At 72.5% G+C, this 21,530-nt stretch carries 22 protein-coding genes; 10 read left to right on the top strand and 12 right to left on the bottom strand.

Features of this window, described 5'->3' with window-relative positions; translation table 11 throughout:
* Positions 1–9: 9 nt before the first annotated feature.
* The 4 genes from Q9250_RS08565 to Q9250_RS08550 all read right to left on the bottom strand — a co-directional run bounded on the left by Q9250_RS08565 (position 10) and on the right by Q9250_RS08550 (position 2,963).
* Positions 10–792 carry a hypothetical protein gene (locus Q9250_RS08565; RefSeq protein WP_306231444.1) on the bottom strand — a complete coding sequence of 261 codons (783 nt, stop codon included), beginning with the start codon at positions 790–792 and terminating at the stop codon, positions 10–12.
* Positions 793–1,071: 279 nt separating this feature from the next.
* Complete coding sequence (locus tag Q9250_RS08560) at positions 1,072–1,722, bottom strand: ArsR/SmtB family transcription factor (RefSeq protein ID WP_306231443.1); 651 nt, start codon at positions 1,720–1,722, stop codon at positions 1,072–1,074.
* A 2-nt stretch (positions 1,723–1,724) separates the two neighbouring features.
* A complete protein-coding gene (locus Q9250_RS08555; protein WP_306231442.1) occupies positions 1,725–1,865 on the bottom strand; it encodes a hypothetical protein in 141 nt (46 codons plus the stop codon).
* Between the two features lie 321 nt (positions 1,866–2,186).
* The gene (locus tag Q9250_RS08550; RefSeq protein ID WP_306231441.1) at positions 2,187–2,963 is read right to left on the bottom strand and encodes an SseB family protein; all 777 of its coding nucleotides are present in this window, start codon (positions 2,961–2,963) and stop codon (positions 2,187–2,189) included.
* 160 nt (positions 2,964–3,123) lie between these two features.
* Here Q9250_RS08550 and Q9250_RS08545 point away from each other — a divergent pair, with 160 nt between their 5' ends.
* Both Q9250_RS08545 and Q9250_RS08540 read left to right on the top strand, forming a co-directional pair.
* Positions 3,124–3,612: an ArsR/SmtB family transcription factor gene (locus Q9250_RS08545; RefSeq protein WP_306231440.1), complete on the top strand. Its 489-nt coding sequence runs from the start codon at positions 3,124–3,126 to the stop codon at positions 3,610–3,612.
* Between the two features lie 2 nt (positions 3,613–3,614).
* Positions 3,615–4,295 carry an SRPBCC family protein gene (locus Q9250_RS08540; protein ID WP_306231439.1) on the top strand — a complete coding sequence of 227 codons (681 nt, stop codon included), beginning with the start codon at positions 3,615–3,617 and terminating at the stop codon, positions 4,293–4,295.
* Positions 4,296–4,361: 66 nt separating this feature from the next.
* Here Q9250_RS08540 and Q9250_RS08535 read toward each other — a convergent pair whose 3' ends face one another.
* The 3 genes from Q9250_RS08535 to Q9250_RS08525 all read right to left on the bottom strand — a co-directional run bounded on the left by Q9250_RS08535 (position 4,362) and on the right by Q9250_RS08525 (position 7,265).
* On the bottom strand, positions 4,362–5,909 hold the full coding sequence (locus Q9250_RS08535; RefSeq protein ID WP_306231438.1) for an SPFH domain-containing protein: 1,548 nt from the start codon (positions 5,907–5,909) through the stop codon (positions 4,362–4,364).
* A gap of 125 nt (positions 5,910–6,034) precedes the next feature.
* Complete coding sequence (locus Q9250_RS08530) at positions 6,035–6,181, bottom strand: hypothetical protein (protein ID WP_306231437.1); 147 nt, start codon at positions 6,179–6,181, stop codon at positions 6,035–6,037.
* A gap of 103 nt (positions 6,182–6,284) precedes the next feature.
* The gene (locus Q9250_RS08525) at positions 6,285–7,265 is read right to left on the bottom strand and encodes an NAD(P)H-quinone oxidoreductase (RefSeq protein WP_306231436.1); all 981 of its coding nucleotides are present in this window, start codon (positions 7,263–7,265) and stop codon (positions 6,285–6,287) included.
* Positions 7,266–7,711: 446 nt separating this feature from the next.
* Here Q9250_RS08525 and ctlX point away from each other — a divergent pair, with 446 nt between their 5' ends.
* Positions 7,712–8,731, top strand: coding sequence for a citrulline utilization hydrolase CtlX (gene ctlX, locus Q9250_RS08520; protein ID WP_306231435.1), 1,020 nt, complete (start codon positions 7,712–7,714; stop codon positions 8,729–8,731).
* A 172-nt stretch (positions 8,732–8,903) separates the two neighbouring features.
* On the top strand, positions 8,904–9,758 hold the full coding sequence (locus tag Q9250_RS08515; protein ID WP_306231434.1) for an alpha/beta fold hydrolase: 855 nt from the start codon (positions 8,904–8,906) through the stop codon (positions 9,756–9,758).
* Here the strand turns inward: Q9250_RS08515 and Q9250_RS08510 are convergent.
* Both Q9250_RS08510 and Q9250_RS08505 read right to left on the bottom strand, forming a co-directional pair.
* Positions 9,721–10,101, bottom strand: coding sequence for a VanZ family protein (locus Q9250_RS08510; RefSeq protein WP_306231433.1), 381 nt, complete (start codon positions 10,099–10,101; stop codon positions 9,721–9,723). The two genes, Q9250_RS08515 and Q9250_RS08510, sit on opposite strands and share 38 nt — an antisense overlap.
* Before the next feature lie 141 nt (positions 10,102–10,242).
* The gene (locus Q9250_RS08505; protein WP_306231432.1) at positions 10,243–10,830 is read right to left on the bottom strand and encodes a hypothetical protein; all 588 of its coding nucleotides are present in this window, start codon (positions 10,828–10,830) and stop codon (positions 10,243–10,245) included.
* A 104-nt stretch (positions 10,831–10,934) separates the two neighbouring features.
* On the opposite strand from Q9250_RS08505, the gene Q9250_RS08500 reads away from it, so the two are divergent.
* The 3 genes from Q9250_RS08500 (at position 10,935) to Q9250_RS08490 (ending at position 14,514) form a co-directional block, all read left to right on the top strand.
* Positions 10,935–11,711 carry a FadR/GntR family transcriptional regulator gene (locus tag Q9250_RS08500; RefSeq protein WP_306231431.1) on the top strand — a complete coding sequence of 259 codons (777 nt, stop codon included), beginning with the start codon at positions 10,935–10,937 and terminating at the stop codon, positions 11,709–11,711.
* Positions 11,712–11,842: 131 nt separating this feature from the next.
* Positions 11,843–13,219, top strand: coding sequence for an MFS transporter (locus tag Q9250_RS08495; protein ID WP_306231430.1), 1,377 nt, complete (start codon positions 11,843–11,845; stop codon positions 13,217–13,219).
* Between the two features lie 41 nt (positions 13,220–13,260).
* Complete coding sequence (locus Q9250_RS08490) at positions 13,261–14,514, top strand: alpha-hydroxy acid oxidase (protein ID WP_306231429.1); 1,254 nt, start codon at positions 13,261–13,263, stop codon at positions 14,512–14,514.
* An 80-nt stretch (positions 14,515–14,594) separates the two neighbouring features.
* On the opposite strand, the gene Q9250_RS08485 is transcribed toward Q9250_RS08490, so the two are convergent.
* Positions 14,595–15,095: a hypothetical protein gene (locus Q9250_RS08485; protein ID WP_306231428.1), complete on the bottom strand. Its 501-nt coding sequence runs from the start codon at positions 15,093–15,095 to the stop codon at positions 14,595–14,597.
* 109 nt (positions 15,096–15,204) lie between these two features.
* Between Q9250_RS08485 and Q9250_RS08480 the strand changes: the two genes are divergently transcribed.
* The 3 genes from Q9250_RS08480 to Q9250_RS08470 all read left to right on the top strand — a co-directional run bounded on the left by Q9250_RS08480 (position 15,205) and on the right by Q9250_RS08470 (position 16,996).
* Entirely contained in the window at positions 15,205–15,615 is a 411-nt protein-coding gene (locus tag Q9250_RS08480) for a cupin domain-containing protein (RefSeq protein ID WP_306231427.1), read from the top strand.
* An 86-nt stretch (positions 15,616–15,701) separates the two neighbouring features.
* Positions 15,702–16,379 carry a hypothetical protein gene (locus tag Q9250_RS08475; RefSeq protein ID WP_306231426.1) on the top strand — a complete coding sequence of 226 codons (678 nt, stop codon included), beginning with the start codon at positions 15,702–15,704 and terminating at the stop codon, positions 16,377–16,379.
* A gap of 68 nt (positions 16,380–16,447) precedes the next feature.
* Complete coding sequence (locus Q9250_RS08470) at positions 16,448–16,996, top strand: NYN domain-containing protein (RefSeq protein ID WP_306231425.1); 549 nt, start codon at positions 16,448–16,450, stop codon at positions 16,994–16,996.
* A 39-nt stretch (positions 16,997–17,035) separates the two neighbouring features.
* Here Q9250_RS08470 and Q9250_RS08465 read toward each other — a convergent pair whose 3' ends face one another.
* Both Q9250_RS08465 and Q9250_RS08460 read right to left on the bottom strand, forming a co-directional pair.
* Positions 17,036–18,148, bottom strand: a complete 1,113-nt coding sequence (locus tag Q9250_RS08465) for a Wadjet anti-phage system protein JetD domain-containing protein (protein ID WP_306233963.1) — start codon at positions 18,146–18,148, stop codon at positions 17,036–17,038.
* 26 nt (positions 18,149–18,174) lie between these two features.
* On the bottom strand, positions 18,175–21,528 hold the full coding sequence (locus Q9250_RS08460; RefSeq protein ID WP_306233962.1) for an ATP-binding protein: 3,354 nt from the start codon (positions 21,526–21,528) through the stop codon (positions 18,175–18,177).
* Positions 21,529–21,530: the final 2 nt, after the last annotated feature.

Genomic DNA, 21,530 nt, shown 5'->3' with positions numbered 1-21,530 from the left:
TCGGGCCGACTAGGACGAGTGCGTCTCGTCGGGCCGCTCGAACCCCTCGAAGGGTGCGACGCCGTCGCGGTAGGCCTGCTCGTCGGCGGCCGCGATCACGGTGCCGCCGACGAAGAGCGAGAGCTGCTGCGGCGGCAGGCCGGAGGGATCGGCCGGGCCGGTGGGCCCGCGATCGATGTCGTGCAGGCTCACGCTCACCCACATCGAGCCGTCGAAGGCGGTGCCCCACCACGACCACATCTCGGCGGGGTCGAGCGAGCCGTGCGTCGCCGCGACGTCGGCGTCACGCTCGGCGGTCGTCTCGTGCGGCCACGGCTCGCGGTCGTGCTCCCACTCGATGGGGCCGTAGCCCTGCTCGGCCAGCTCAGCGTCGAGCGCCGCCACGAGCGCCGGCCAATCGGCGGGCACCTGGTCGACCGAGAGGCCCTCGGAGTTGTAGGTCTGATGCAGCGTCTCGCCGCCGTAGCCGTTGCCGTACTGCCGGTAGGTGTCGCCGATGGCGCCGCTGCGCCACTCGAGCCCCGGCAGCTGGGCGTCGATCGCGCGGGTCAGCTCGGCGAGCAGCACCGGCCCGACCGCCTCGACCTCCTCCGCCCGCGGGGCGGCGAGCACGTCTGCCGGCTCGATCCAGGGGTCGGCGGGGTAGTCGGACCAGGGGATGGTGCGCTCGTGACCCGACGCATCCGTCACCGTGATCGACGGCGGAGGGGTGCGCAGCAGCAGCGCCCCGGTGACGACCGCCGCGACGAGGCAGACGGCTGCCGTCGGCCAAGTCCAGTGGATGCGCGCCATGCGTCGAGCGTGCCACGTCGCGGGCGAGTCCCGTCGCGCCCCGCGCCGAATCATCCGCTCGGGGGACGCTCGCCGCGCGTGAGTGGCGCCTGCGGTGCCTGAGTGGCGCCCCCGGTCCCTGAGTGGCGGCTCCGGCGCCTGAGTGGCGGCTCCGCCAGGTGAGTGGCGCCCCCGGCAGGTGAGTGGCGGATCCGGTGGCTGAGTGGCGGCTCCGGCATGTGAGTGGCGGATCCGGTGGCCGAGGGGCGGCTCCATCCCCGGCGGCTCAGCCCCAGAGGCTCAGCCCTGGGGACGCGCCTCGGGCTCCTCGCCCCAGGCGGGCCCGTCGAGCTCGGGGTTGAGGGTCGAGAACAGGGTGGCGCGGCGGCTGCCGACGGGCCGCTTGGCGGGGTCCTTGCGGTCGTGGAACCGCTCGCTGAGCTTCGCGACCTCGGCCGACAGCTCCGCGAGCTCGTCGGCGGTGGCCCAGAAGTGCGAGGCGTTGACGGTGACGGCCTCGACCCAGTGCGCGTCGCCGACGCCGTGCTTGGTCAGGAAGTCGACCATGCGGTTGGCCTCGTGCTGCACGTAGAGGGCGGCGATCGTCGCCGAGGTGCGCAGCGACTCGGGCACGTTCGGGTCGGGTCGCAAGTCGCGGCTGCGGTGCACGGAGCGCCACGGCTTCGACGTGCCCTGCGCCGTGGCCCGCTCGATGAAGCCGGCCTTGGCGAGGGTGCGCAGGTGGAAGGAGCAGTTCGACGGGCTCTCGCCCACACGCTCGGCGATCTGGGTGGCCGTCGCCTCGCCCAGCTCGTCGATCACGGCGAGGATCTCGACGCGCAGCGGGTGCGCGAGCGCCCGAAGCAGTGCGGGGTCGCTCGAGCGCAGGTCGGGCTTGTCCTGATAGCCCGGCTCCTGCGCGGCGCGCTGCGCGTCAAGCTCCTCGGTCATGCTCAGATCCAACCACGCTGGATCATGGCCTCTGCGCGCACTCGGTCGTACTGCCGCTGGTTCCGCTCTGCCTCGAGGCGAGCGTGGTGGCGCTCCTCGACGGTGAGGCTGACGCGGCGCTGGATGCGTTCGATGCGTCCCATGAGATGTCTCCTCGGTCTGGCCGGCGGGTGCCGACATCCGAAAGACTACTTTCGAAGCGGATGCTTTGCAACAGTTCTTTCGAAAGTCTCGCTTCGGCGTGTCGCGGTAGTGCGCGCCGCGAGGGAAGCGAGCGCGAACGACCGGTATCCACTTGCGGGTGATGCGCATCCGCACCTGCAATTGCGTACCGCTGAGTCGCCGGCGGCGGCTGACCCGACCGGTACCTCCGTGCGGGTACGACGCATCCGCACCCGCGGTTCGGTACCAGCGCTCGGAGGACAACGGCCACGGCGCCCACGGGCCGGCCGCACAAACGACCTCTATCCGCCGATCAGCTCCGCGCGCGTCAGCTCGATCCACGGGCCGCCGGGGTTCACCACGATCGAGGCGAACTTGCCGCTCTTCAGCTGCTCGAGCACCTTCGTGGTGGTCGTGCTGATGATGCCGTCGGCGGCGTTGCGCGCTGCGACCTCTGGCGCCGACGTGAAGGCCAGCAGCGCCGTGGAGCCATCGGGACGCTTCGTCACCTTGAGGCGCGGCGACTGGTCGCGGCTCTGCCCCTCCTCGAGCTTGCCGGCGAGCAGCAGCGTGCCGGGCTCGCGCATGGCGGCCACGACCGCCGCCCGGGAGCCGCCGCCTGTCTCACCGGCAGCGATGGCGCGGCTCAGCTTGTCGTTGCGCGGGTGGCGCAGCGCGTAGTCGATGTCGGCCGCCGACAGCGTGGCGCTCTTCTCGGCAGGGTCGATGTAGAGCCAGCCCGCGCCCTGGCGCTTCGCCATCTCGAGCACGGCCACCGCCGGCTGCGCGATCGACTGGTAGCGCACGCCGTCGGGGTGCATGCGCGCCACCTCGGCGTTGCTGGTGAACGCGAGCAGCGCGCGCTTGCCGTCGGGGCCGACGTGGTGGCTGATGCGGATCATCGCCCCGGTCTGCATCTTGCCGTCTTTCAGGTCGACCTCAGAGCCGGTCGCGTCGAGCAGCAGGTCGCCCGACAGGCACGCGCGCAGCACGTCGATCATCGTCGCCTGCCTGGGGTCGGCAGCGAACGCCGCGACCGCCCGACGCACTCGGGCGTTGTCCACCAGCTCGCTGTTCATGGCTCCACGCTAGCCGTCGCAGGTTGCCGGGCGGTTTCGCCCCACTGCGGCCGCATCCCCGGCAGCGCAGCGATCGTCGAGGCGTGGCGGCACGGCGGATGCGTCCCCAGCGTGAAGAATCACGGTTGACTTATATAAGTTGCCGTGCAAGCATCGAAGCATGCACGCACTCGATGTCCTGGGAGACCCGGTCCGGCGACGCATCCTCGAGCTCCTCACCGATGGCGAGGCCAGCGCCGGAGCGCTCGCGACCGTGATCGGCCGGGAGTTCGGCATCAGCCAGCCCGCCGTGAGCCAGCACCTGCGGATCCTGCGCGAGCAAGGCTTCGCGACCGTGCGACCGGAGGGGCAGCGCAGGCTCTACGCCGTCGACGCCTCCGGTCCGCGCGAGGCGCGCGAGTGGCTCAGCGCGTTCGACGGATTCTGGATGCCCAAGCTCGCCGCGCTCGACACCGAGCTGGCGCGCGGGCGACGGCAGCGCCGCCTCGCCAGCGAGCGGGAGGAGACCGAGGGCGAGACCGAGCCGGTCGACGAGACGCGAGCGGACGCATCCGACGACGCCCGGGTGCCGCGATCCGATGAGAGCAGCGGCGAGGGAACGGTGCCATCGGGCGCCGCCCCCGCCGAGACCACCGACGACGAGGAGTGATCATGGTGGATGTGCAGGCCCAGCTGGGCGCGGTGAGCCGAGCGGTCGAGGCGACCGAGCAGGGCGGCGAGGCGGCGACGCGGCAGTCGCTGTCGCAGGTGTACCGATCCCCCGTCGACGACGTGTGGGATGCGGTGACCAGCCCCGAGCGGATCGCACGATGGTTCCTGCCGATCTCGGGCGACCTGCGGCTCGGCGGCCGCTACCAGACCGAGGGCAACGCGGGCGGCGAGATCCTCGAGTGCGAGCCGCGCTCGCACTTCCGGGCGACGTGGGAGTTCGGCGGCGGTGTCTCGTGGATCACCGTGCGGGTGACGCCCGAGGGCGACGGCACGCGCTTCACGCTCGAGCACGTGGCGCTCGACTCGGCGGTGCCGGCCGAGATGGCCGAGATGTTCGGGCCGGGCGCGACGGGCGTCGGCTGGGACGGCGGCCTGCTCGGGCTCTCGCTGCACCTGGCCTCGCCCGACACCGCGATGACGCCCGAGGAGGGCGTCGCCTGGACGATGAGCCCCGAAGGCAAGGCCTTCAACCGCGCGGCGGCGGATGCGTGGGCCGAGGCCGCGGTCGCGGCCGGCGCCGACGCGGAGGTCGCCCGTCGCCAGGCAGACGCCACCTACGGCTTCTACACGGGCCAGATGGGCATGGAGGGCGAGCAGGACCCCGCCCACCACGGCGGCTGACGCCAGCGGCCGTCGGCGCGGGCGTGCGAGAGGGCCGGCGCCAATGGGCGCCGGCCCTCGTCGGCGCTACTCGGCGGCGGGCGCCTGCTCGGCGGGCGCGGCGTCGACCAGCACCGGGCCGGTCTGGCCCTTGCTCGCCATCGCGCTACCGGCAGCGTTGCCCTGCGCCGTGGCGTTGATGATCGCCTGCAGGTCGATGCCGGTGGCGTCCTTCATCATCTGCGTCATCGACGCCATGTTGCCGACCATGTCGCCGGTGAGTTTGCCGGTGCCGTCGGCCGAGACCACCGTGATGTTCGACGATGCGTAGGCCTTGCCGAAGGCCTCGGCCACCTGCGGCAGCACCTTCAGCAGCTCCTGCGCGAGCACGACCTGCGCGTTCTCGGTGAGCGCCTTCGCGCGAGCCTCGATCGCCTGGCCCTCGGCCAGACCGCGGGCGCCGATCGCCTCGGCCTCGGCGCGACCGCGGGCGGCGGTGGCGACGGCCTCTGCCTCACCCTCGGCCTTGGCGGCCTCGGCGGCGGCGATGCGCGCCGTGCGCTCGGCGCTGCCTCGCGACTCGATGACCGCAGCTGCCGCGACACCCTCGACGCGGGTCGCCTCGGCCCGCGACTCGCGCGCGACGCGCTCGGCGTTGGCCTCGGTGGCCTTGGCCTTGGCGTTCGCCTCTGCGGTCACCTGGATGCGGTACGACTCGGCGTCGGCGACCTTGCGCACGTCGGCGTTCAGCTGCTGCTCGCGCAGCTCTGCCTGGCGCTGCGCGGTGATCTCCTCCTGCGCGACGATCGCCTGGCGCTGCACGGCATCCTCGAGCGGCTTCGCGGCGGCTGCCTGCGCGGCGGCCTTGTCGGTCTCGGCCTGCACGGCCGCCTGCTGCAGCTGCAGCACGCGGTTCGCCTCGAGGATCGCCTTCTTCGCCTCGATCGAGGCCTGCTCCGCCGACTTCTGCGCCTCGGTGTTGGCGATCGCCGCTGCGCGCTGCACGGCGGCCGACTCGGGCACGCCCAGGTTGACGAGGTAGTTGGAGGTGTCGTTGATCTCCTGGATCTGCAGGGTGTCGACCACCAGTCCCTGCTTGCTCAACGCATCCTCTGCCGCCTGCAGCACCGCGGCGGCGAGCGCCTGCCGGTCGTGGATGATCTCGAGCACCGTCAGCTGGCCGATGATGCCGCGCAGCGAGCCCGACAGCACCTCCTGCGTCGACGACTCGATCTCCTCCTGCTGCGAGAGGAATCGCTGCGCCGCGTTGCGGATGGACTCCTCGGTGCCGCCGACCTTGATGACGGCCACGGCCTGCGCGTGGATCGTGATGCCGTCCTTCGCCTGCGCGGTCGTGTTGAACAGCAGCCGCCGCGAGCGCAGCGACATCTTGAACGACTTCTGCACGAAGGGCATGACGAAGACGCCGCCGCCGGTGACGACCTTCTGGCCCGAGAGGTCCTGCGTGGTGTGGCCCTCGGCGTCGATCGTCTTCTTGCCCTTGCGGCCAGTGACGATGATCGCCTCGTCGGGCTCGGCGATGCGGTAGCGACGGATGGCCGCCGCGATCAGGGCGATGACGACGACGACGCCGACCGCGATGAGGATGATGGGCAGGCTGAAGACGTCAGGCACAGCGGCTCCTGGCTCGAGGGTGGATGCCCTCGCACCCTATGCGCTGACGGCGCAGTCTTGCTCAGCACGCCGATCTGCCGTCTCGGAGCGCGGGCATCACCGCCGCCCGGGCGCGATGGCTGCGGCTACAGCAGCCCGCGCGACGCCGAGATCTCCGCGCGCAGGTGGTCGTGCTCGAGCAGCTGGTGCTCGCGCTCGACCGCGATGGTGTGCCGTGCCAGCCACGAGGTCTTCGCCGTGCCGAATCGGGTGGTGCGTGCGGTGCGTCCCATGATCGTTCGCCTCCAGTTGTCGCCTTCGAACGCTGCAAGGCAACCACCGGCCGCCCACATGCACGGGCGGATGCGCCCGGGCGGATGGGCACAATCCCGCGGCTCACCGCACGAGCAGGATCTTGCCCCCGGGCGACTCGCTCGAGCCCATCAGCGCATGCGCCCGCTGTGCCTCGATCATCGGCAGGCGTGCGCCGATCACCGGCTGCACGACGCCCTGGCCGACCAGCGGCCACCAGCGCTCGCGCACCTCGGCGACCACCGCATCCTTCCCACCGCGACCGGTGACGGGCCGCGCGCGGAGCGTCATCGCCCGCAGCGTCACCCGCTTCGTCATCATGGTCCGCAGGTCGATCTCGGTCTTCGCGCCGCCCTGCACCGCGATCACCGTGAGCGCCGAGTCGAGCGCGAGGGCCGCGAGGTTGCGCGCCAGGTAGTCGCCGCCCACGACGTCGAGGATGCACTCGGCGCCGCGTCCGTCGGTGGCCGTCAGCACCGCATCCACGAAGTCGTCTGACCGATAGTCGATCGCGAGCTCGGCGCCGAGCGAGCGCACCAGCTCGAGGTGGCGGGCACTCGAGGTCGCGGCCACGCGGTAGCCGTGCGCCCGCAGCAGCTGGATCGCGACCGTGCCGATGCCGCCGCTGCCGCCGTGCACGATCGCCATCGCGCCGGGCGACGGGTCGGGCATGTCGCGCACCGCGCTCCACACCGTGCAGAGGGCCTCGGGCAGCGCCGCGGCGTCCTCGAGCGAGACGCCGTCGGGCACCGGCAGCAGCTGCGTCGCCGGCACCGCGACCTGCTCGGCGTAGCCGCCGCCGGCCAGCAGCGCGCACACGCGGTCACCCACCGCCCAGCCGTCGACACCCGCGCCCACCTCGCTGATCGTGCCGGAGCACTCGAGCCCGATGACGGGCGAGGCTCCGGGCGGCGGCGGGTACTTGCCGGCCGCCTGCATCACGTCGGCGCGGTTCACCGCCGACGCGACGATGTCGATGACCACCTCGCCGTGCCCCGCGACCGGGTCGGGCGCATCCGCCCAGAAGAGCTCGCCGCCGACGTCGTGCTGCTGGATGGCCTGCATGGTGCCCAGTCGATCACATCCGGGAGCGGGGTGTGCCTGGTGGCTTGCGGACCGGGCGGCGAGGCGTGCGTGCCACGTGGGAGGCGCCAGCGAGATGCGGGAGCCGCCACTCACATGCGGGAGGCGCCGCTCAGGCGCGGCAGGCGCCAGTCAGATGCGGGAGGCGCCAGTCAGACGCCGGAGCCGCCAGTCAGGCGCCGGAGCCGCCAGTCAGATGCGGGAGGCGCCAGTCAGACGCGGGAGGCGCCAGTCAGACGCTGGAGGCGCCAGTCAGACGCCGGAGCCGCCAGTCAGGTGCGGGAGGCGCCAGTCGAGGGGCCTGGGCAGGGCGAGAGAGCGCTGCGGCGGGCCCTGGCGCAAGCGATCCGCTCGGCGAGCCGTCCGCACGCGGCCGTCTTGCGCGGAATCCGGAAATCCGCGCGCATCCGCCGCTAGATTCGGCAGGTGTGAGCGCCGTCGCCCCTGAAGCCGTCATCCTGATCCGTGCGCAGCGGTTCCGCCCCAACCCTGCCACGGCGGCCGACAACGCCTTCCAGGCCGAGCCCGAGGACGCATCCGACACCGTCGCCGCCAACGCGCTCGCCGAGATGGACGCCGTCGCCGAGGCCCTCCGCGCCGTCGGCGTCACCGTGCACGTGTTCGACGACGAGGATCACACGCGGCCCGACAGCGTCTTCCCCAACAACTGGCTCTCGACCCACGCGGGCGGGGCGGTCGCCGTCTACCCGATGTACGCCTCGAACCGGCGGCACGAGCGCCGTGCCGACGTGCTCGAGTTCCTGAAGAGCACCTACCGGGTGCAGACGATCGTCGACTACTCGGGGCTCGAGCCCGACGGCATCTTCCTCGAGGGCACGGGCGCCATGGTGCTCGACCACGTCTCGCGCGTCGCCTACCTCGCCCGCAGCCACCGCGCCGACACGCACGTGCTGGAGCGCTTCTGCACCGACTTCGGCTATGAGCCGATGGTCTTCGACGCGGTCGACAGCGACGGCGTGCCGGTCTACCACACCAACGTCATCGCCTGCGTGGGCACCGACGTGGCGCTGTTCGCGCTCGAGATGATCCCGGATGCGCTGCGTCGCCGCGAGGTGCGCGAGCGCCTGCAGGTGCATGGTCGCCGCGTGATCGAGCTGACCGAGCACCAGGTGCGCGAGTTCGCGGGCAACGCCGTCGAGCTGATGGGCCGCTCGCCCGACGGCCGACGCCGCACGATCATGGCCATGTCGGCGCGGGCGCGGGCGTCGCTGACGGCTGCGCAGATCGCGGTGATCGAGGAGTCGTGCGAGATCGTCGCGGTCGACATCCCGACCATCGAGCTCGCCGGCGGCTCGGTGCGCTGCATGATCGCCGGCGTGCACCTCGACGCGCGCCCGGCTCGCGAGCCGGAGCTGACCGAGGCCGTCGAGGCGATCGACGAGGACGCCCGCACGAACGACGGCGTGGGCGCGGCCGACCTCGACTGAAGAACGCTGCGGGGTCCGCGTGCCCACCCTCGGCGCCCGCATGCCGACCCGCCGGCCGCAGAGTTGCGACACGCAGCGAGGGCTACCCGCGCGCGGCAGAGCGGACGATACTGAGCGCACGCTGCATCGCGGGGCGTTCCCCGCCTGCTGCGGGGCGCATCGAGGAGGCACCATGCCCACCATCGTGACCGACGACGGCACGCGCGTCGCCTTCGAGCAGCACGGCGACGCATCCGGCACCGATGTGGTGCTGGTCGCGGGCTTCCGCACGCCGGGCACCTCGTGGCGGTTCCAGGTGCCGGCCCTGGTCGAGGCCGGTCACGGCGTCACGGTCGTCGACGTGCGCGGGCACGGCGCGGCCGACGCGGCCACCGCCGGCACGACGATGGCGACCCGCGCCGACGACCTCGAGGCGGTGCTGCGGCAGCTCGACATCACCGACGCGGTACTGGTGGGCGGCTCGATGGGCGCCTCGACCATCTGGGCATACGTGGCGGCGCACGGCGACGATCGGGTGCGGGCGGTGGTGTCGGTCGACCAGACACCGCGGATGCTGAACGACGACCCGCCGGTGCCCGGGCGTCCGGCGCGTGGCCGGGGCGAGCAGGCGCCGTGGGAGCACGGCTTCTACGGCTACACGGCGCGCAACCGCGAAACCCTCTTCGCCCGCGGCGTGCCGCCCACCGGGGTCGGGCTGCCGCTGTGGCGCAGGCCGCGCCGCGTGGCGCGGGTGCTGCGGGCGATGGGCGCGGGCGGCGGCTCGCGCGACCTCTCGGCTGCCGACCTGCGCGTGCTGCACGACCACGCGACCGCCGACTGGCGACCGGTGATCGCGCGCTTCACCAAGCCGGTGCTCTTCATCGCGGGCGCCGAGAGCGAGTTCTGGCCGTCGGCGCACGCCGCGGCCGCCGCGGCGCTCGCCCCGCAGGGCTCGTCGGCGGTGCTGCTGCGGGCGGGCCACGCGACCAACCTCGAGCAGTGGCGGGCCTTCAACGAGGGTCTGCTGGCCTTCCTCGAGCAGCTGTAGCACGGCGGCGCAGCGCCGCTGCGATCGCCAGCCCGACGGCGACCCCGACGACGTCGGCGAGCGCATCCCACGGGTCACCGCCACGGCCCGGCAGCAGGAAGTGCTGCAGCAGCTCGGAGACGATCGCGTGCGCGACGAGCAGCGCGCCGAGCAGCACCGGCCGCAGCCCGGCGAGCACGCCCAGCAGCGCCGGCGCGAGGAAGATTCCGAAGTGCACGACCTTGTCGGCGCCGGGCAGGCCGCCGCTCGAGGGCGGGTCGGGCAGGTAGAGCGCGACCAGCTGTGCGAGCACCGCGGCGCCGAAGAGCCAGCGCCACACGCGCCGACCGGCCAGCCATCCCATGCTTCGATCGTGCCACCTGCCGGGCACCACCTGTTGCGTGGCAGCGGCGACGTGCGGTCAGGCCGCGAGCACCTCGTCGATGGCGGCTGGCTCGTCGCCCAGCCTCGCCACTGCCAAGCCTCGCCGAGATGGTGCCGGCGCTCAGGTCGTGAGGGGCGGATGCGCGGGGCGCAGCAGGTGCGCCACCCACGGCCAGGCGCACAGGCCGACGAGCGCGCCGACCGGCAGCGCCGCCGCACCGCCGAAGCCCACCATGAGCCAGGAGCCGGGGAACTCGCCCGAGCCGTCGAGGGCGAGCAGGAGGACCACGAGCACGACATCGGCCAGCACGGCGGCGGCGAACGAGATCGCAGCCGCCACCAGCGTGAGCCGCTGACCGCGCGAGCCCCAGTGGCGCAGCAGCCGCAGGCTCACCAGCCAGCCGGCGAGCACGAGCAGCGCGCCGAGGCTGCCGATGCCGACCATGAGCCACACGAACGGATCGTCGCCGAAGAGGTCGACGCCCATCCACAGCAGCACCACCCGCAGCAGCAGCATGCCCGTGATCGGCAGCGCCGCCCCTGCGCCGGCCGCGATCAGTGCGCCGGCGATGGCGCCGGTGATGCGCAGCCGGCGCCGCTCCTCGGGCGGCAGCGCAGGGCGAGCTGCCGGCGCGGGCGCCGGAACCGCCGACGGCGCGGCCACGGGCGGCGCGTAGCGACGCGGCTCAGCATCCATGCTCGAGGCCATGGCCAGAGCCTAAGCATGCGGTGCCCGACGCGCGCGCATGACGCGGTGAGATCCGCGCCGCGACGTGCGCCGACGCATCCGCCCCCACTGCGATACTCGACCCGATGAAGAAGGTGCACGAGACGGTCATGGACTGGGTGACCGCGGAGCTGCGGAGCGGGCGGCTCTCGATCGGCGACCACCTGCCCGGCGAGCGCGTGCTCGCCGAGACGCTGCAGGTGTCACGCGGGTCGCTGCGCGAGGCGCTGCGCGTGCTCGAGGCGCTCGGCACGATCCGTACGTCGACCGGCTCCGGGCCTCGCTCGGGCACGATCATCACCGCGGCGCCCGAGCAGGCGCTCGCGCTGGCGCTCAACATGCAGCTCGCGACGCGGCACGTCGAGCACGAGCACATCTTCGAGGTGCGGCTGCTGCTCGAGACGTGGAGCGCCGCGCACGCCGACCTCGCCAGCGGCGACTGGGCGACCGCCGCCGCGCTGCTCGACCGCATGGACGACCCCGCCCTCGCGGTCGCCGACTTCCTGCAGCTCGACGCGCAGTACCACGTGACCCTCTCGCGCGCGGCGGGCAACCCGCTCATCAGCACCCTGATGGATGCCCTGCGCACCTCGATCGCCGACCACACGCTCGCGCGCGCCGAGGCCCTGCCCGACTGGACGGCGACGGCCGCGCGGCTGCGCGCCGAGCATCGCGGGATCTACGAGCGGATGCGCGCCGACGACCGGGAGGGCGCGTCGACGCTGCTGCGCGAGCACATCCGCGGCTACTACCTCGAGACGTCGCGGCGCGACGGGGCCGGCGAGATGCCCAGCGACGAGGGCGCCGGCGCGGCGAGCGCGGAACCGGCCGTCGACGCCGCTGCCACCGACTCGGGGGCGTGAGCGGAGGCATCCGCCCCGCTTGACGGCGACGGCCGGCTGCCCTATCGTCGCTGTGGTCAGACCACATGGTTCGACCACACGGCGCCCCGAGCGCACAGCACCCGCAGCACCCGTTCTCAAAGGAGAGAGCCTTGGCCTCCACGACCGCCACCGCCCAGCCGCAGGAGCGGCTGAACTATCGCGTCCTCCTCGGCAGCCTCTCGGGCAGCGTCATCGAGTGGTTCGACTTCCTCGTCTACGGCACCGTCGCGGCGCTGGTCTTCAACAAGACCTTCTTCCCCACCGACGACCCGTTCCTGTCGACGATGCTCGCCTACGCGTCGTTCTCGCTCACCTTCTTCTTCCGCCCCGTCGGCGGCATCGTCTTCGCTCACATCGGCGACCGCATCGGCCGCAAGAAGACGCTCTTCCTGACGCTCATGCTGATGGGCGGCGGCACGGTCGCCATCGGCCTGCTGCCCGACTTCGCCGCCATCGGCATCGCGGCGCCCATCCTGCTGCTGCTGTTCCGCATCCTGCAGGGCATCGGCATCGGCGGCGAGTGGGGCGGCGCGTTGCTGCTGGCCTACGAGTACGCGCCGAAGCACCGCCGCGGCCTCTACGGCGCGGTGCCGCAGATGGGCATCTCGCTCGGCCTGCTGCTCGCCTCGTCGGTGATCGCGCTGCTCACCCTGCTGCCGGAGGACCAGTTCCTCAGCTGGGGCTGGCGCGTGCCGTTCGTCGGCAGCATCGTGCTCGTCTTCATCGGACTGTGGATCCGCAACGGCCTCGACGAGACGCCCGAGTTCCAGCGCATCCGCGACACGGGCTCGCGCCTGAAGCTGCCGATCAAGGAGGTCGTCACCAAGCACTGGCGCGCCGTGCTCGTCTCGATCGGCGCGAAGGCCGCCGAGACCGGCCCCTTCTACATCTTCGGCACCTACGTGATCGCCTACGCCACGAACATCCTCGACGTGCGCCAGAACACCGTGCTGCTGGCTGTCGCCGCCGCCGCGCTCGTCGCCACCGTCTGGATGCCCTTCTTCGGCCACCTCTCCGACCGCGTCGGCCGCGCCGTGCTCTACCGCTTCTCGGCGATCGCCACCATCGTGCTCGTCGTGCCCTACTTCTGGGTGCTCAACATCGGCGAGACCTGGGCGATCTTCGCCGCCACGATCGGCGCCTTCGGCATCCTCTGGGGCAGCGTCAACGCCATCCTCGGCACGCTCATCGCCGAGAGCTTCAGCCCCGAGGTGCGCTACACGGGCGCCACCCTCGGCTACCAGGTCGGTGCCGCGATCTTCGGCGGCACCGCGCCGCTCATCGCGGCCTGGCTGCTCGAGGCGAGCGGCGGCCAGTGGTGGCCGATCGCCGCCTACGTCGCCGTGTGCGCGGGCCTGTCGGTGATCGCGTCGTTCTTCATCAAGCACGTCGCGCACGTCGAGCCGACCGGCCTCGAGGCTGGCGACATCGCGGCGGCTGCGGCAGCGCCCGACGCGACCACCGCCCCCGCCGCCACGTCGCGCTGACCGCGACCCGACGCATCCGCCGCCCGAGAGAGGAACCGCCCATGAAGCGCCAGCTGCCCCAGGTGCGCGAGCTCGCCGAGCTCATGCAGTTCAAGAAGCCCGATCGCGACGCGCGCCGGCGTCGGCTGAGCGCCGCGCTCACGATCGACGACCTGCGCGCGATCGCGAAGCGCCGCACGCCGGCCGCCGCCTTCGACTACACCGACGGCGCGGCCGACGGCGAGGTGTCGCTGCGCCGGGCGCGCGAGGCGTTCCAGGACATCGAGCTGCACCCCGACATCCTGCGCCCCGCCGAGCACGTCGACACGTCGACGCAGGTGCTCGGCGGGCCGAGCGCGCTGCCGTTCGGCATCGCGCCGACCGGCTTCACGCGGCTGATGCAGACCGAGGGCGAGACGGCCGGCGCCGGCGCGGCTGCCGCGGCGGGCATCCCGTTCACGCTGTCGACGCTCGGCACCACCACCATCGAGGACGTCAAGGCGGTCAACCCGCACGGCCGCAACTGGTTCCAGCTCTACGTGATGCGGCAGCGCGAGATCTCGTACGGGCTGGTCGAGCGGGCGGCGGCGGCGGGCTACGACACGCTCATGTTCACGGTCGACACCCCGGTCGCCGGCGCGCGGCTGCGCGACACCCGCAACGGCTTCTCGATCCCGCCGCAGCTGTCGCTGAAGACGGTCGCGAACGCGATCCCGAGGCCGTGGTGGTGGTTCGACTTCATCACCACCCCGAAGCTAGAGTTCGCGTCGCTGTCGACGACCGGCGGCACCGTCGGCGAGCTGCTGAACTCGGCGATGGATCCGACGATCTCGTTCGAGGATCTTGCGATCATCCGCGAGATGTGGCCGGGCAAGCTGGTCGTGAAGGGCGTGCAGAACGTGCCCGACGCGGTGCGGCTGATCGACGACGGCGTCGACGGCATCGTGCTCTCGAACCACGGCGGCCGGCAGCTCGACCGGGCGCCGGTGCCCTTCCACCTGCTGCCGCGGGTCGTGCGCGAGGTGGGCCGCGACGCGACGATCATGGTCGACACCGGCATCATGCACGGCGCCGACATCGTCGCCTCGGTGGCGCTGGGCGCAAGGTTCACGCTCATCGGCCGCGCCTACCTCTACGGGCTGATGGCTGGCGGACGCCAGGGCGTCGACCGCACGATCGCCATCCTGCGCGCCGAGATCGAGCGCACCATGGCGCTGCTGGGCGTCTCGACGCTCGAGGAGCTCGAGCCGCGCCACGTGACGCAGCTGACGCGGATGCGTCCGCTCGGCCTGGGCGAGCGGGTCACGACCGACTGAGGTCGAGTGGGTGCGGCGGGGAGCCGGTGCGGTGCGGTCGGCTCCCCGCGTCGCTGGGGCGTGCGTGTAGCGCTCGCGGATCAGCCGACCGCCGGCGGCGGCTGCACCGCGATCGGCTCCCGAGCGCTGCCCAGCGTGCGGGCGAACGAGCGCCAGAAGAAGAAGCCGCCGAGGGCGCCGAGGGCCGCGGCGATCCACGGCAGCAGAGCGAGCATGCTGGTATCTGGCAGCAGCACGCCGAACGTGCCGAGCAGCAGCATCACCGGCGTGAGCAGGATCAGCGAGAACCACCCGAGGCAGGCCGACAGCAGCCCGGCCAGCGCCGTCACGCGGCCCGCGCGCTCGACGCCGGCCCGGCGCAGCCACAGCACGCTCAGCGCGGCGCCAAGCACCGGCGGCACCACGGTCAGCACGCCCTCGACCCAGTCGTCGGGCTGCAGGGCGGTGACGCCCGTGACAACCGCGATCAGCTGCATGGCGGCGAACGGCAGGAAGATGCCCGCCGCACCGAACAAGGCCCCGGCGATGCTGCCCAGCAACCGGAGATGCGCCCGACCAGAGGCGCGAACCACTGCGCTCATGGCTGCACGGTACTCCCGGGGCGCACGACGGCGCGTCAGCGTCGGGCAAGCGTCTGCGCAGGCGCCGCGCGGCGGTCGCGCAGGCGTAGCCTCGCCCCGGGAGGCAGACATGGCGGATGCGTCGGTGCAGCAGGCGGGCGGCCCGGGCTCGGGCGGTTCAGCGGTGAGGCTGCTGGGCAGCACGACCGAGCTGGCGGCCGCCGCAGACGCCGGGGAGAGCGGCGCGATCTGGCGCTTGGAGCCGGCGGACCGCCACCTCGACGCCAACGTGATCGCGCTGCCGCCGGGCGATGCGATCGCCGACCACGTCGGGCCGGATGAGGACGTCCTGCTGCATGTGCTCGCCGGCTCGGGGGTGCTGCGCTCGGGTTCGACCGAGGTCGGCCTGACCGAGGGCGCAATCGTCTGGCTTCCCCGCCGCTCGCGCCGGGCGATCGAGGCGGGGCCGGATGGCTTGCGCTACTTCAGCGTGCACCGTCGCAAGGGCGGGCTGCAGATCGGCGCCACCCATCCGAACTGAGCAGCGGCGCGCGCTGAGCGATCGCTTGTCCACAGGCCACCTCCCGGCACCCGCGCGCGATCCGGGTGAGGACGCATCCTCTCGGCATGAGAGCGGATGCCACCCACCGATTCGAGTTCGACGTCGTCGGGCGCCATGCCACCTTCATCTGCCTCGCGCGCACTCGACAAGAGGCCGAGCAGATCGCGCGTCATGCCGGTGCGCCGGTGCGACTGCGCGAACATGTGCCGCTCGGCGTCGATGATGGGGACGGTGAGGCACGGCAGATGCTGCGCGACGATGTGCTGTTCGGGGCGGAGTGGAACGACGATGTCGCCGAAGTCGTCAGCATGCTCGACCACGTGCGATTCACCGGAGACGCGATGTCGATCGTTCCGGTGGCGTTCCTGCCCGCGAGCGAGATCGCCGCCCGTGGCCTGCGCGCATGCGACTGCGGCAGGCACGGTCGCGCGGCGATGCGAATGGGGCTGCTGCCCGTCGAGTCCGACATGTCGATCGTGGTGACGATGGTCGAGGACGGCGGATGGCAGGCGCACCTGGTGCAGCGTCACGAAGACCCTGGCCAGGTCGACGACCTCATCGAGTTCGGGTGGAATCGCTGCCGAGGCAGCGCCTGCGAGGGCCTTTCGCTCGATTTCTTGCCGGGCTGCTCGGTGTGGCTCGTCGCGCAGCTCGTGCTGGCGACCATGCGGATGGTCGGCGATCTGCGCCCCGGTGAGCTGTCGTGTGCGGCGGTGGAGCACCGGCGCCGCGGCCATCGGTGAGACAGCCTCTCGCAGCCCGCCGAGCGCGGCACGGCCGCCTGCTGCACCAGCGCCGATAGGGTCGCGACATGGCCGAGCGCACCACCTACCTCCTCGTCGACGGCGAGAACATCGATGCGACGCTCGGCGTCTCCCTGCTGCAGCGGCGCCCGCAGCCCGAGGAGCGGCCGCGCTGGAACAAGGTGCTCGCCTTCGCCGAGCAGGCGTGGCAGCAGCCGGTCAAGGGCCTGTTCTTCCTCGCCGTCCCCGGTGAGCTGCCGGCATCCTTCGTCCAGGCCCTGATCGCGATCGGCTACCGGCCGGTGCCGCTGCGCGGCGAGGGCAAGGTCGTCGACATCGCCATCCAGCGCACCGCCGAGGCGCTCGTCGCCCGCGACGCCGACGTGATGCTCGTCAGCCACGACAGCGACTTCGCGCCGCAGATGGAGCTGCTCTCCGAGGCCGGCGAGCGCCGCATCGGCGTGATCGGCTTCGGCGAGTTCCTCGCCAACAGCCTGCGCGAGGTGCCGGGCATGGAGCTGTTCGACCTCGAGTACGACGTCGCGGCCTTCAACAGCCGACTGCCGCGCGTGCGGATCATCGCGATCGACGAGTTCGACCCGCTCGAGTTCATCTAGCGGCCGCTCCGCTCCGGTTGGGCCGAGCAACCGACTCAGTCAGCCGAGCGCGGTCTGCAGTCGCTCGAGCGCGAAGACCCAGGGGATGCGCTCCTGCTCGAGCCGCACGTCGCCCTCGTCGCGCAGGCGGTCGAGCGCCGCCTGCTCGTCGACGTCGAGCGTCGGGAAGGTGCCGCGAGCCGGCTTCGGCTCCGGCACCCAGAGGTCGCGGTGCGCGAGGAGGGCGTCCTCCGTCATCAGCACGCTGCGCACCGTCGGCAGCGCGGAGCGCAGGCGGTGCAGGATCGCGAAGCCGTTCGAGTCGAGGTCGCCCCAGTAGAGGATCGGGTTCGCGGCGATCCACGGCACGCGAGCCAGCTCTGCGGCCGAGAAGCCGTTGCCGTGCACCGCGATGACGCCCTGCAGCCCCGGCAGCGCGAGCAGGCTCTCGAGGTTCTCGAGCACGAGCACCGCTTCGCATTCGACGCGCAGCCCGGTGAGCGCCGCGATCGATGCGCCGAACGCGCGCGGAGCGGCGGGCAGGATGCCGTCGTCGAGCAGTCGAACGCGGAACTGCTGCTCGTCGCCCACGATGCCCAGCGTCTTCCTGCCGCTCGCCGCGATCACCAGGGCGGAGACCACGGCGCGGTGCGCGCCGAACCACTTGGAGTCGACGCCGCGGATGGGCAGCTGCCTCGGCCGCATGCCCTCCACGGGCTGCTCGGCGAGCCAGCGGGCGACGGCGAGCACGGCGTCGAACTCCGCGTCGGCATACCCGGTCAGCGCGGTGGCGTGCGAGCGCGCTGCCGCGGCGACCGTCGCGCCGCCACCCAACTCCTCGATCGCGGTCGCGACCCGATCGCGCAGGCGTGCCCAGGCATCCATCGAACCCTGCCCGGCGAAGCGGGCCAGCGCATCCGCACCCTCGACGGCGACCCGCACCGGCACCGATTGCGCGCCCAGTCGGCTCCAGTTGCGGGTCGCCCACTCGACCGCCACTCCGGGCTCGTCGGCCACCGCTCGCCAGGAGTCGCGCCACGCGATCACCGCTGACTGCTGCTCGAGCGCCTCACGTTCGCTCGGGGGGTGCAGGGCGATCCGCACACTCGCCTCGGCGGCAGCGGCTGGCGACGCCGCCCAGTCGCGAGCGAGTGCCGCGACCCGCGCAGCCACCCGCGCACGAGCGTCGGCGACCGTGATCACGTCGCCTCCGCGAACCCCAGCTGGTCGACCGTCGACTGCCGCTGCGTCGGGTTCTGCACCACCGCGACCCCGCCGATGTAGGGCTCGAGCGTCTGCAGCAGCTTGAGCGGCGTGGCGAGCACCATGTGGAAGCCGAACTCGACGAAGACGTCCATCGCCATGCGCGTGTAGGTGCTGTCGGCCTTGTCGAACGCCTCGTCGAGGATCACGGTGCCGTAGCGCGGCAGCGCCGAGCCGTCTTCGGTGAGCTGGTAGCGCAGCGCCGCGGCGAGGCAGAACACGACCAGCTTCTGCTGCTGCCCGCCCGAGAGCGACGCCCCGGAGTCGTAGGTCTCGTGCACGAGCCCCGAGCGGTCGATGACCTCTGCGAGGAACGAGACGTGCTGCCGGGTGTCGAGGCACAGCTCGCGCCACTTGCGGTCGGCGGAGTCGCTCGACGCGAGCCTCGCCATCAACTGCGCGAGCACCGCGAAGCGGCGCTCCGCCGAGGCGGCATCCTCGTCGTCCCAGCTGCCCTCGGCGATCTGCGTCAGCTCCTGCAGGAAGCGCTGCACGATCTCGCCGCGCGTCAGCTTCACCCTGATGCGCAGGAACCGGTCGCGGTCGAACTGCGAGCGGCCGAGCGACTCGTTCACCGGCGCGATGCGCTCGCGCACCTCCTTCGGCGCATCGAGCAGCTCCTTGCGCAGGAAGCCGACGACGGTGCTCGACTTGTCGCGCAGCAGTCGCCGGAAGCTCTGCTCCTGCGACGGCAGATCGTTGGCCTCGATCGTGTCGAGCAGCGCCCTGAAGCCGGCACGATCGTCGATGCGAGCGACGAAGTCGGCGGATGCGGTGGCCCACCTGGTCTTGAACGCGGTCGCGGTCGCCGCGAAGTCCTGGGCGGCGAGATCGCGCTCGCCGATCGCCCGCTCGCGCTCCTTGCCGAGCCGCCCCTCGACCTCGCGCGAGGCGTCGGACAGTTCGGCGAGCGTGATGCGACGCCGCACCTCCCGGAAGCGAGCCGACAGCTGGTCGACGGCCTCCGCTGCGAGCTCGCCGAGCCCGTCGGCGGCGATGGTGCGGTCGGCCCCGGCGATCGCGTCGTCGAGCAGCTCGAGCTGGCGCCGCGCCGCTCGGTCGGTCGCGAGCGCCTCGTCGGCGGCGGCTCGCGCCGCAGCCGACGCGACCCGTGCCTCTTCGACGGCCGCGGCCGTGCGCTCCAGGTCGCCGCTGGCGCTCGTGAGCGCGAGTCGCTGCCGCTGCAGCTGGGCGACGCGCGCAACCGCTGCCTCGGCGTCGTACTGCTCCCACGACTCGGAGCGCAGCTGCGTCAGCTGCTGCCGACGGCGCGTGCTCAGCGAGACCTCGGCCTGCAGCAGCTCGACCTCGCGCGCGGCCGAGCGCACGTCGGCCTCCGCCTCGGCATGCTGCCCGAGCAGCGCCTCGTGGCGCGCGTCGCTCGAGCCCAGCAGCCAGCGTGTCGGATCGTCGACGGCGAACGTGTCGTCCTTCTCGTAACGGGTGGCCGAGCGCTTCACCTGCCCGCGGATCGTCACCGCACGGGCGAAGCGGTCGAGCTCGTCGGCGGTCTCGACGCAGGCGATGTCGTACTGGTCCGAGAGCCGGTGCGCGAGCCAGTCGTGGAAGCCGCCGCCGCCCACGGCGACCTTCCGCACGAGCGAGGCGTCGCTCGCGAGCGAGCGCGGGCTCGGCACCTCTGCCTCCACGACCTCGTAGGTCAGGCGCGTGCCGAGCGATTCGCCGTCGATCCAGCGCCGCGCCGCCGCCAGATGCTCCGCCCGCACCAGCAGCGTGGTGGCGAGCGGCCGCAGCACCCGCTCGATCGCGCCCGTCCAGCGGCGCTCCTCCGGCTTTACGTCGAGCAGCTCGCCCGCGAAGGGCACCGCCCGCTCGAGCACCCCCAGGTGCGCGGCCAGCCGCGACCGCACGTCGAGCCGACGGGCGTCGATGTTGCTCCGCGAGCGCCGCAGCGCCTGCAGCTCGGCATCGATCCGCTTGCGCCGCTCGGTCGACTGCGTGAGCCGCTGCACGGCGGGATGCTCCATGTCGAGCTTGGCCGCGGGCTGCCGCAGCTCGTCGTCGGCCATCGAGCGCAGCTCGGCGAACTGCGCCTCGTCGCGGGGTGCGCGGTCGATGCCGACGTCGGCGAGCTGCCGCGTCAGTCGCTCGAGCTGCGCCCGCCGATGCCCGACCTCGCGCTGCGCGTCGCCGATGCGCCCGTCGAGCTGCACGAGGTCAGCGCCGCCCGCGCGATCGAGCGCCTGCAGTGCCAGCCGGTGATCCTCGGCGGCGGCCGCGTCGCCGTCGCGCGCCGCGTCGAGCGCCGCGCGCGCCTGCTGCGCCGCGACGTCGGCGACCGTCCGCTCCTGCCGGGCGAGCCGCATCCGCTCACGGGTCTCGAACGGCCGCACGAGGTCCCGCAGCCCGCCCGCGGTCGTGGCACGGGCGGATGCGTCGTCGTAGCGGTCGCCGAGGTCGCGCATGATCGTCAGTGCGTCGCGCTGCAGGCGCAGGTCGACGACGTGCTTGTGCGCCGCATCCAGCTCGCCGAACTGCTGCACGGCATTGTCGGCGATCGTGAAGGTCTGCGGCCGGTCGAGCATGAACGTGCGGAAGAGGTGGTCGAGGCTGCCCAGGTTCTTCGCCGACTGCGTGCGGTGCAGCAGCTGCAGCGCGTTGTCGCCGCTGATGCCGAGCACGCTGCCCAGCCGCGCGTAGAACTTCGCGTGCTTGCCGCTGGTGGTGAGCACCGCCTTCGGGTAGGCCCGCTGCAGGCCGCGGGTGTCGATGCCGCTCGCCTGGCTGGTCACGAAGGCCCGCAGCTGATCGAGGTCGAGGTGGCTCTGCTCGAGCAGGTACGCGTCGCGCAGGTCGCTCTTGTCGGTCGATGTGCCCTTCAGGAACATCAGCCTCGCGAGCGTGACCACCGCATCCGCCCCGTCTTCGTACCGCAGCAGCACGCCGCTCACGACCGTGCCGGCCCGCAGGTAGCGGCTGACGATGCGATCCTGCTCCTCGTCGGCGGCCTTCGACCACGCACCGCGCACGTAGCTGACGACGCTGCGGTCGCCGCGCACCGCACCGGCTCCCTGGGCGGCGGCGTTGAACTGCAGCAGCCCGTCGGGCGTCAGCACAGCGGCGATGCCGTCGAGCAGCGACGACTTGCCCGAGCCCGAGGCGCCGGTGATCAGCTGGCCCTTGCGAGCGATCGGCACCCGGTGCAGGCCGTCGAAGGTGCCCCAGTTGAGCAGCTGCACCTCGGCCAGGCGCCACTGCTTCGTGGGGTCCTGCGTGGTCGGGTCCTGCGTGGTCGGATCGAGCACGTCGAGCTCGGGGATCTCCAGCATCG

Source organism: Agrococcus beijingensis (assembly GCF_030758955.1).
GTDB lineage: Bacteria > Actinomycetota > Actinomycetes > Actinomycetales > Microbacteriaceae > Agrococcus > Agrococcus beijingensis.
This window is presented reverse-complemented; position numbering and strand designations above follow the sequence as displayed.

Coding starts and splice junctions, on each gene's coding strand:
- Q9250_RS08480 (WP_306231427.1), top strand. CDS start 15,205: ATGGCGGATGCGTCGGTGCAGCAGGCGGGCGGCCCGGGCTCGGGCGGT.
- Q9250_RS08460 (WP_306233962.1), bottom strand. CDS start 21,528: ATGCTGGAGATCCCCGAGCTCGACGTGCTCGATCCGACCACGCAGGAC.
- Q9250_RS08505 (WP_306231432.1), bottom strand. CDS start 10,830: ATGGCCTCGAGCATGGATGCTGAGCCGCGTCGCTACGCGCCGCCCGTG.
- Q9250_RS08510 (WP_306231433.1), bottom strand. CDS start 10,101: ATGGGATGGCTGGCCGGTCGGCGCGTGTGGCGCTGGCTCTTCGGCGCC.
- Q9250_RS08555 (WP_306231442.1), bottom strand. CDS start 1,865: ATGGGACGCATCGAACGCATCCAGCGCCGCGTCAGCCTCACCGTCGAG.
- Q9250_RS08560 (WP_306231443.1), bottom strand. CDS start 1,722: ATGACCGAGGAGCTTGACGCGCAGCGCGCCGCGCAGGAGCCGGGCTAT.
- Q9250_RS08490 (WP_306231429.1), top strand. CDS start 13,261: ATGAAGCGCCAGCTGCCCCAGGTGCGCGAGCTCGCCGAGCTCATGCAG.
- Q9250_RS08550 (WP_306231441.1), bottom strand. CDS start 2,963: ATGAACAGCGAGCTGGTGGACAACGCCCGAGTGCGTCGGGCGGTCGCG.
- Q9250_RS08470 (WP_306231425.1), top strand. CDS start 16,448: ATGGCCGAGCGCACCACCTACCTCCTCGTCGACGGCGAGAACATCGAT.
- Q9250_RS08500 (WP_306231431.1), top strand. CDS start 10,935: ATGAAGAAGGTGCACGAGACGGTCATGGACTGGGTGACCGCGGAGCTG.
- Q9250_RS08525 (WP_306231436.1), bottom strand. CDS start 7,265: ATGCAGGCCATCCAGCAGCACGACGTCGGCGGCGAGCTCTTCTGGGCG.
- Q9250_RS08545 (WP_306231440.1), top strand. CDS start 3,124: ATGCACGCACTCGATGTCCTGGGAGACCCGGTCCGGCGACGCATCCTC.
- Q9250_RS08475 (WP_306231426.1), top strand. CDS start 15,702: ATGAGAGCGGATGCCACCCACCGATTCGAGTTCGACGTCGTCGGGCGC.
- Q9250_RS08540 (WP_306231439.1), top strand. CDS start 3,615: ATGGTGGATGTGCAGGCCCAGCTGGGCGCGGTGAGCCGAGCGGTCGAG.
- Q9250_RS08515 (WP_306231434.1), top strand. CDS start 8,904: ATGCCCACCATCGTGACCGACGACGGCACGCGCGTCGCCTTCGAGCAG.
- Q9250_RS08530 (WP_306231437.1), bottom strand. CDS start 6,181: ATGGGACGCACCGCACGCACCACCCGATTCGGCACGGCGAAGACCTCG.
- Q9250_RS08565 (WP_306231444.1), bottom strand. CDS start 792: ATGGCGCGCATCCACTGGACTTGGCCGACGGCAGCCGTCTGCCTCGTC.
- Q9250_RS08485 (WP_306231428.1), bottom strand. CDS start 15,095: ATGAGCGCAGTGGTTCGCGCCTCTGGTCGGGCGCATCTCCGGTTGCTG.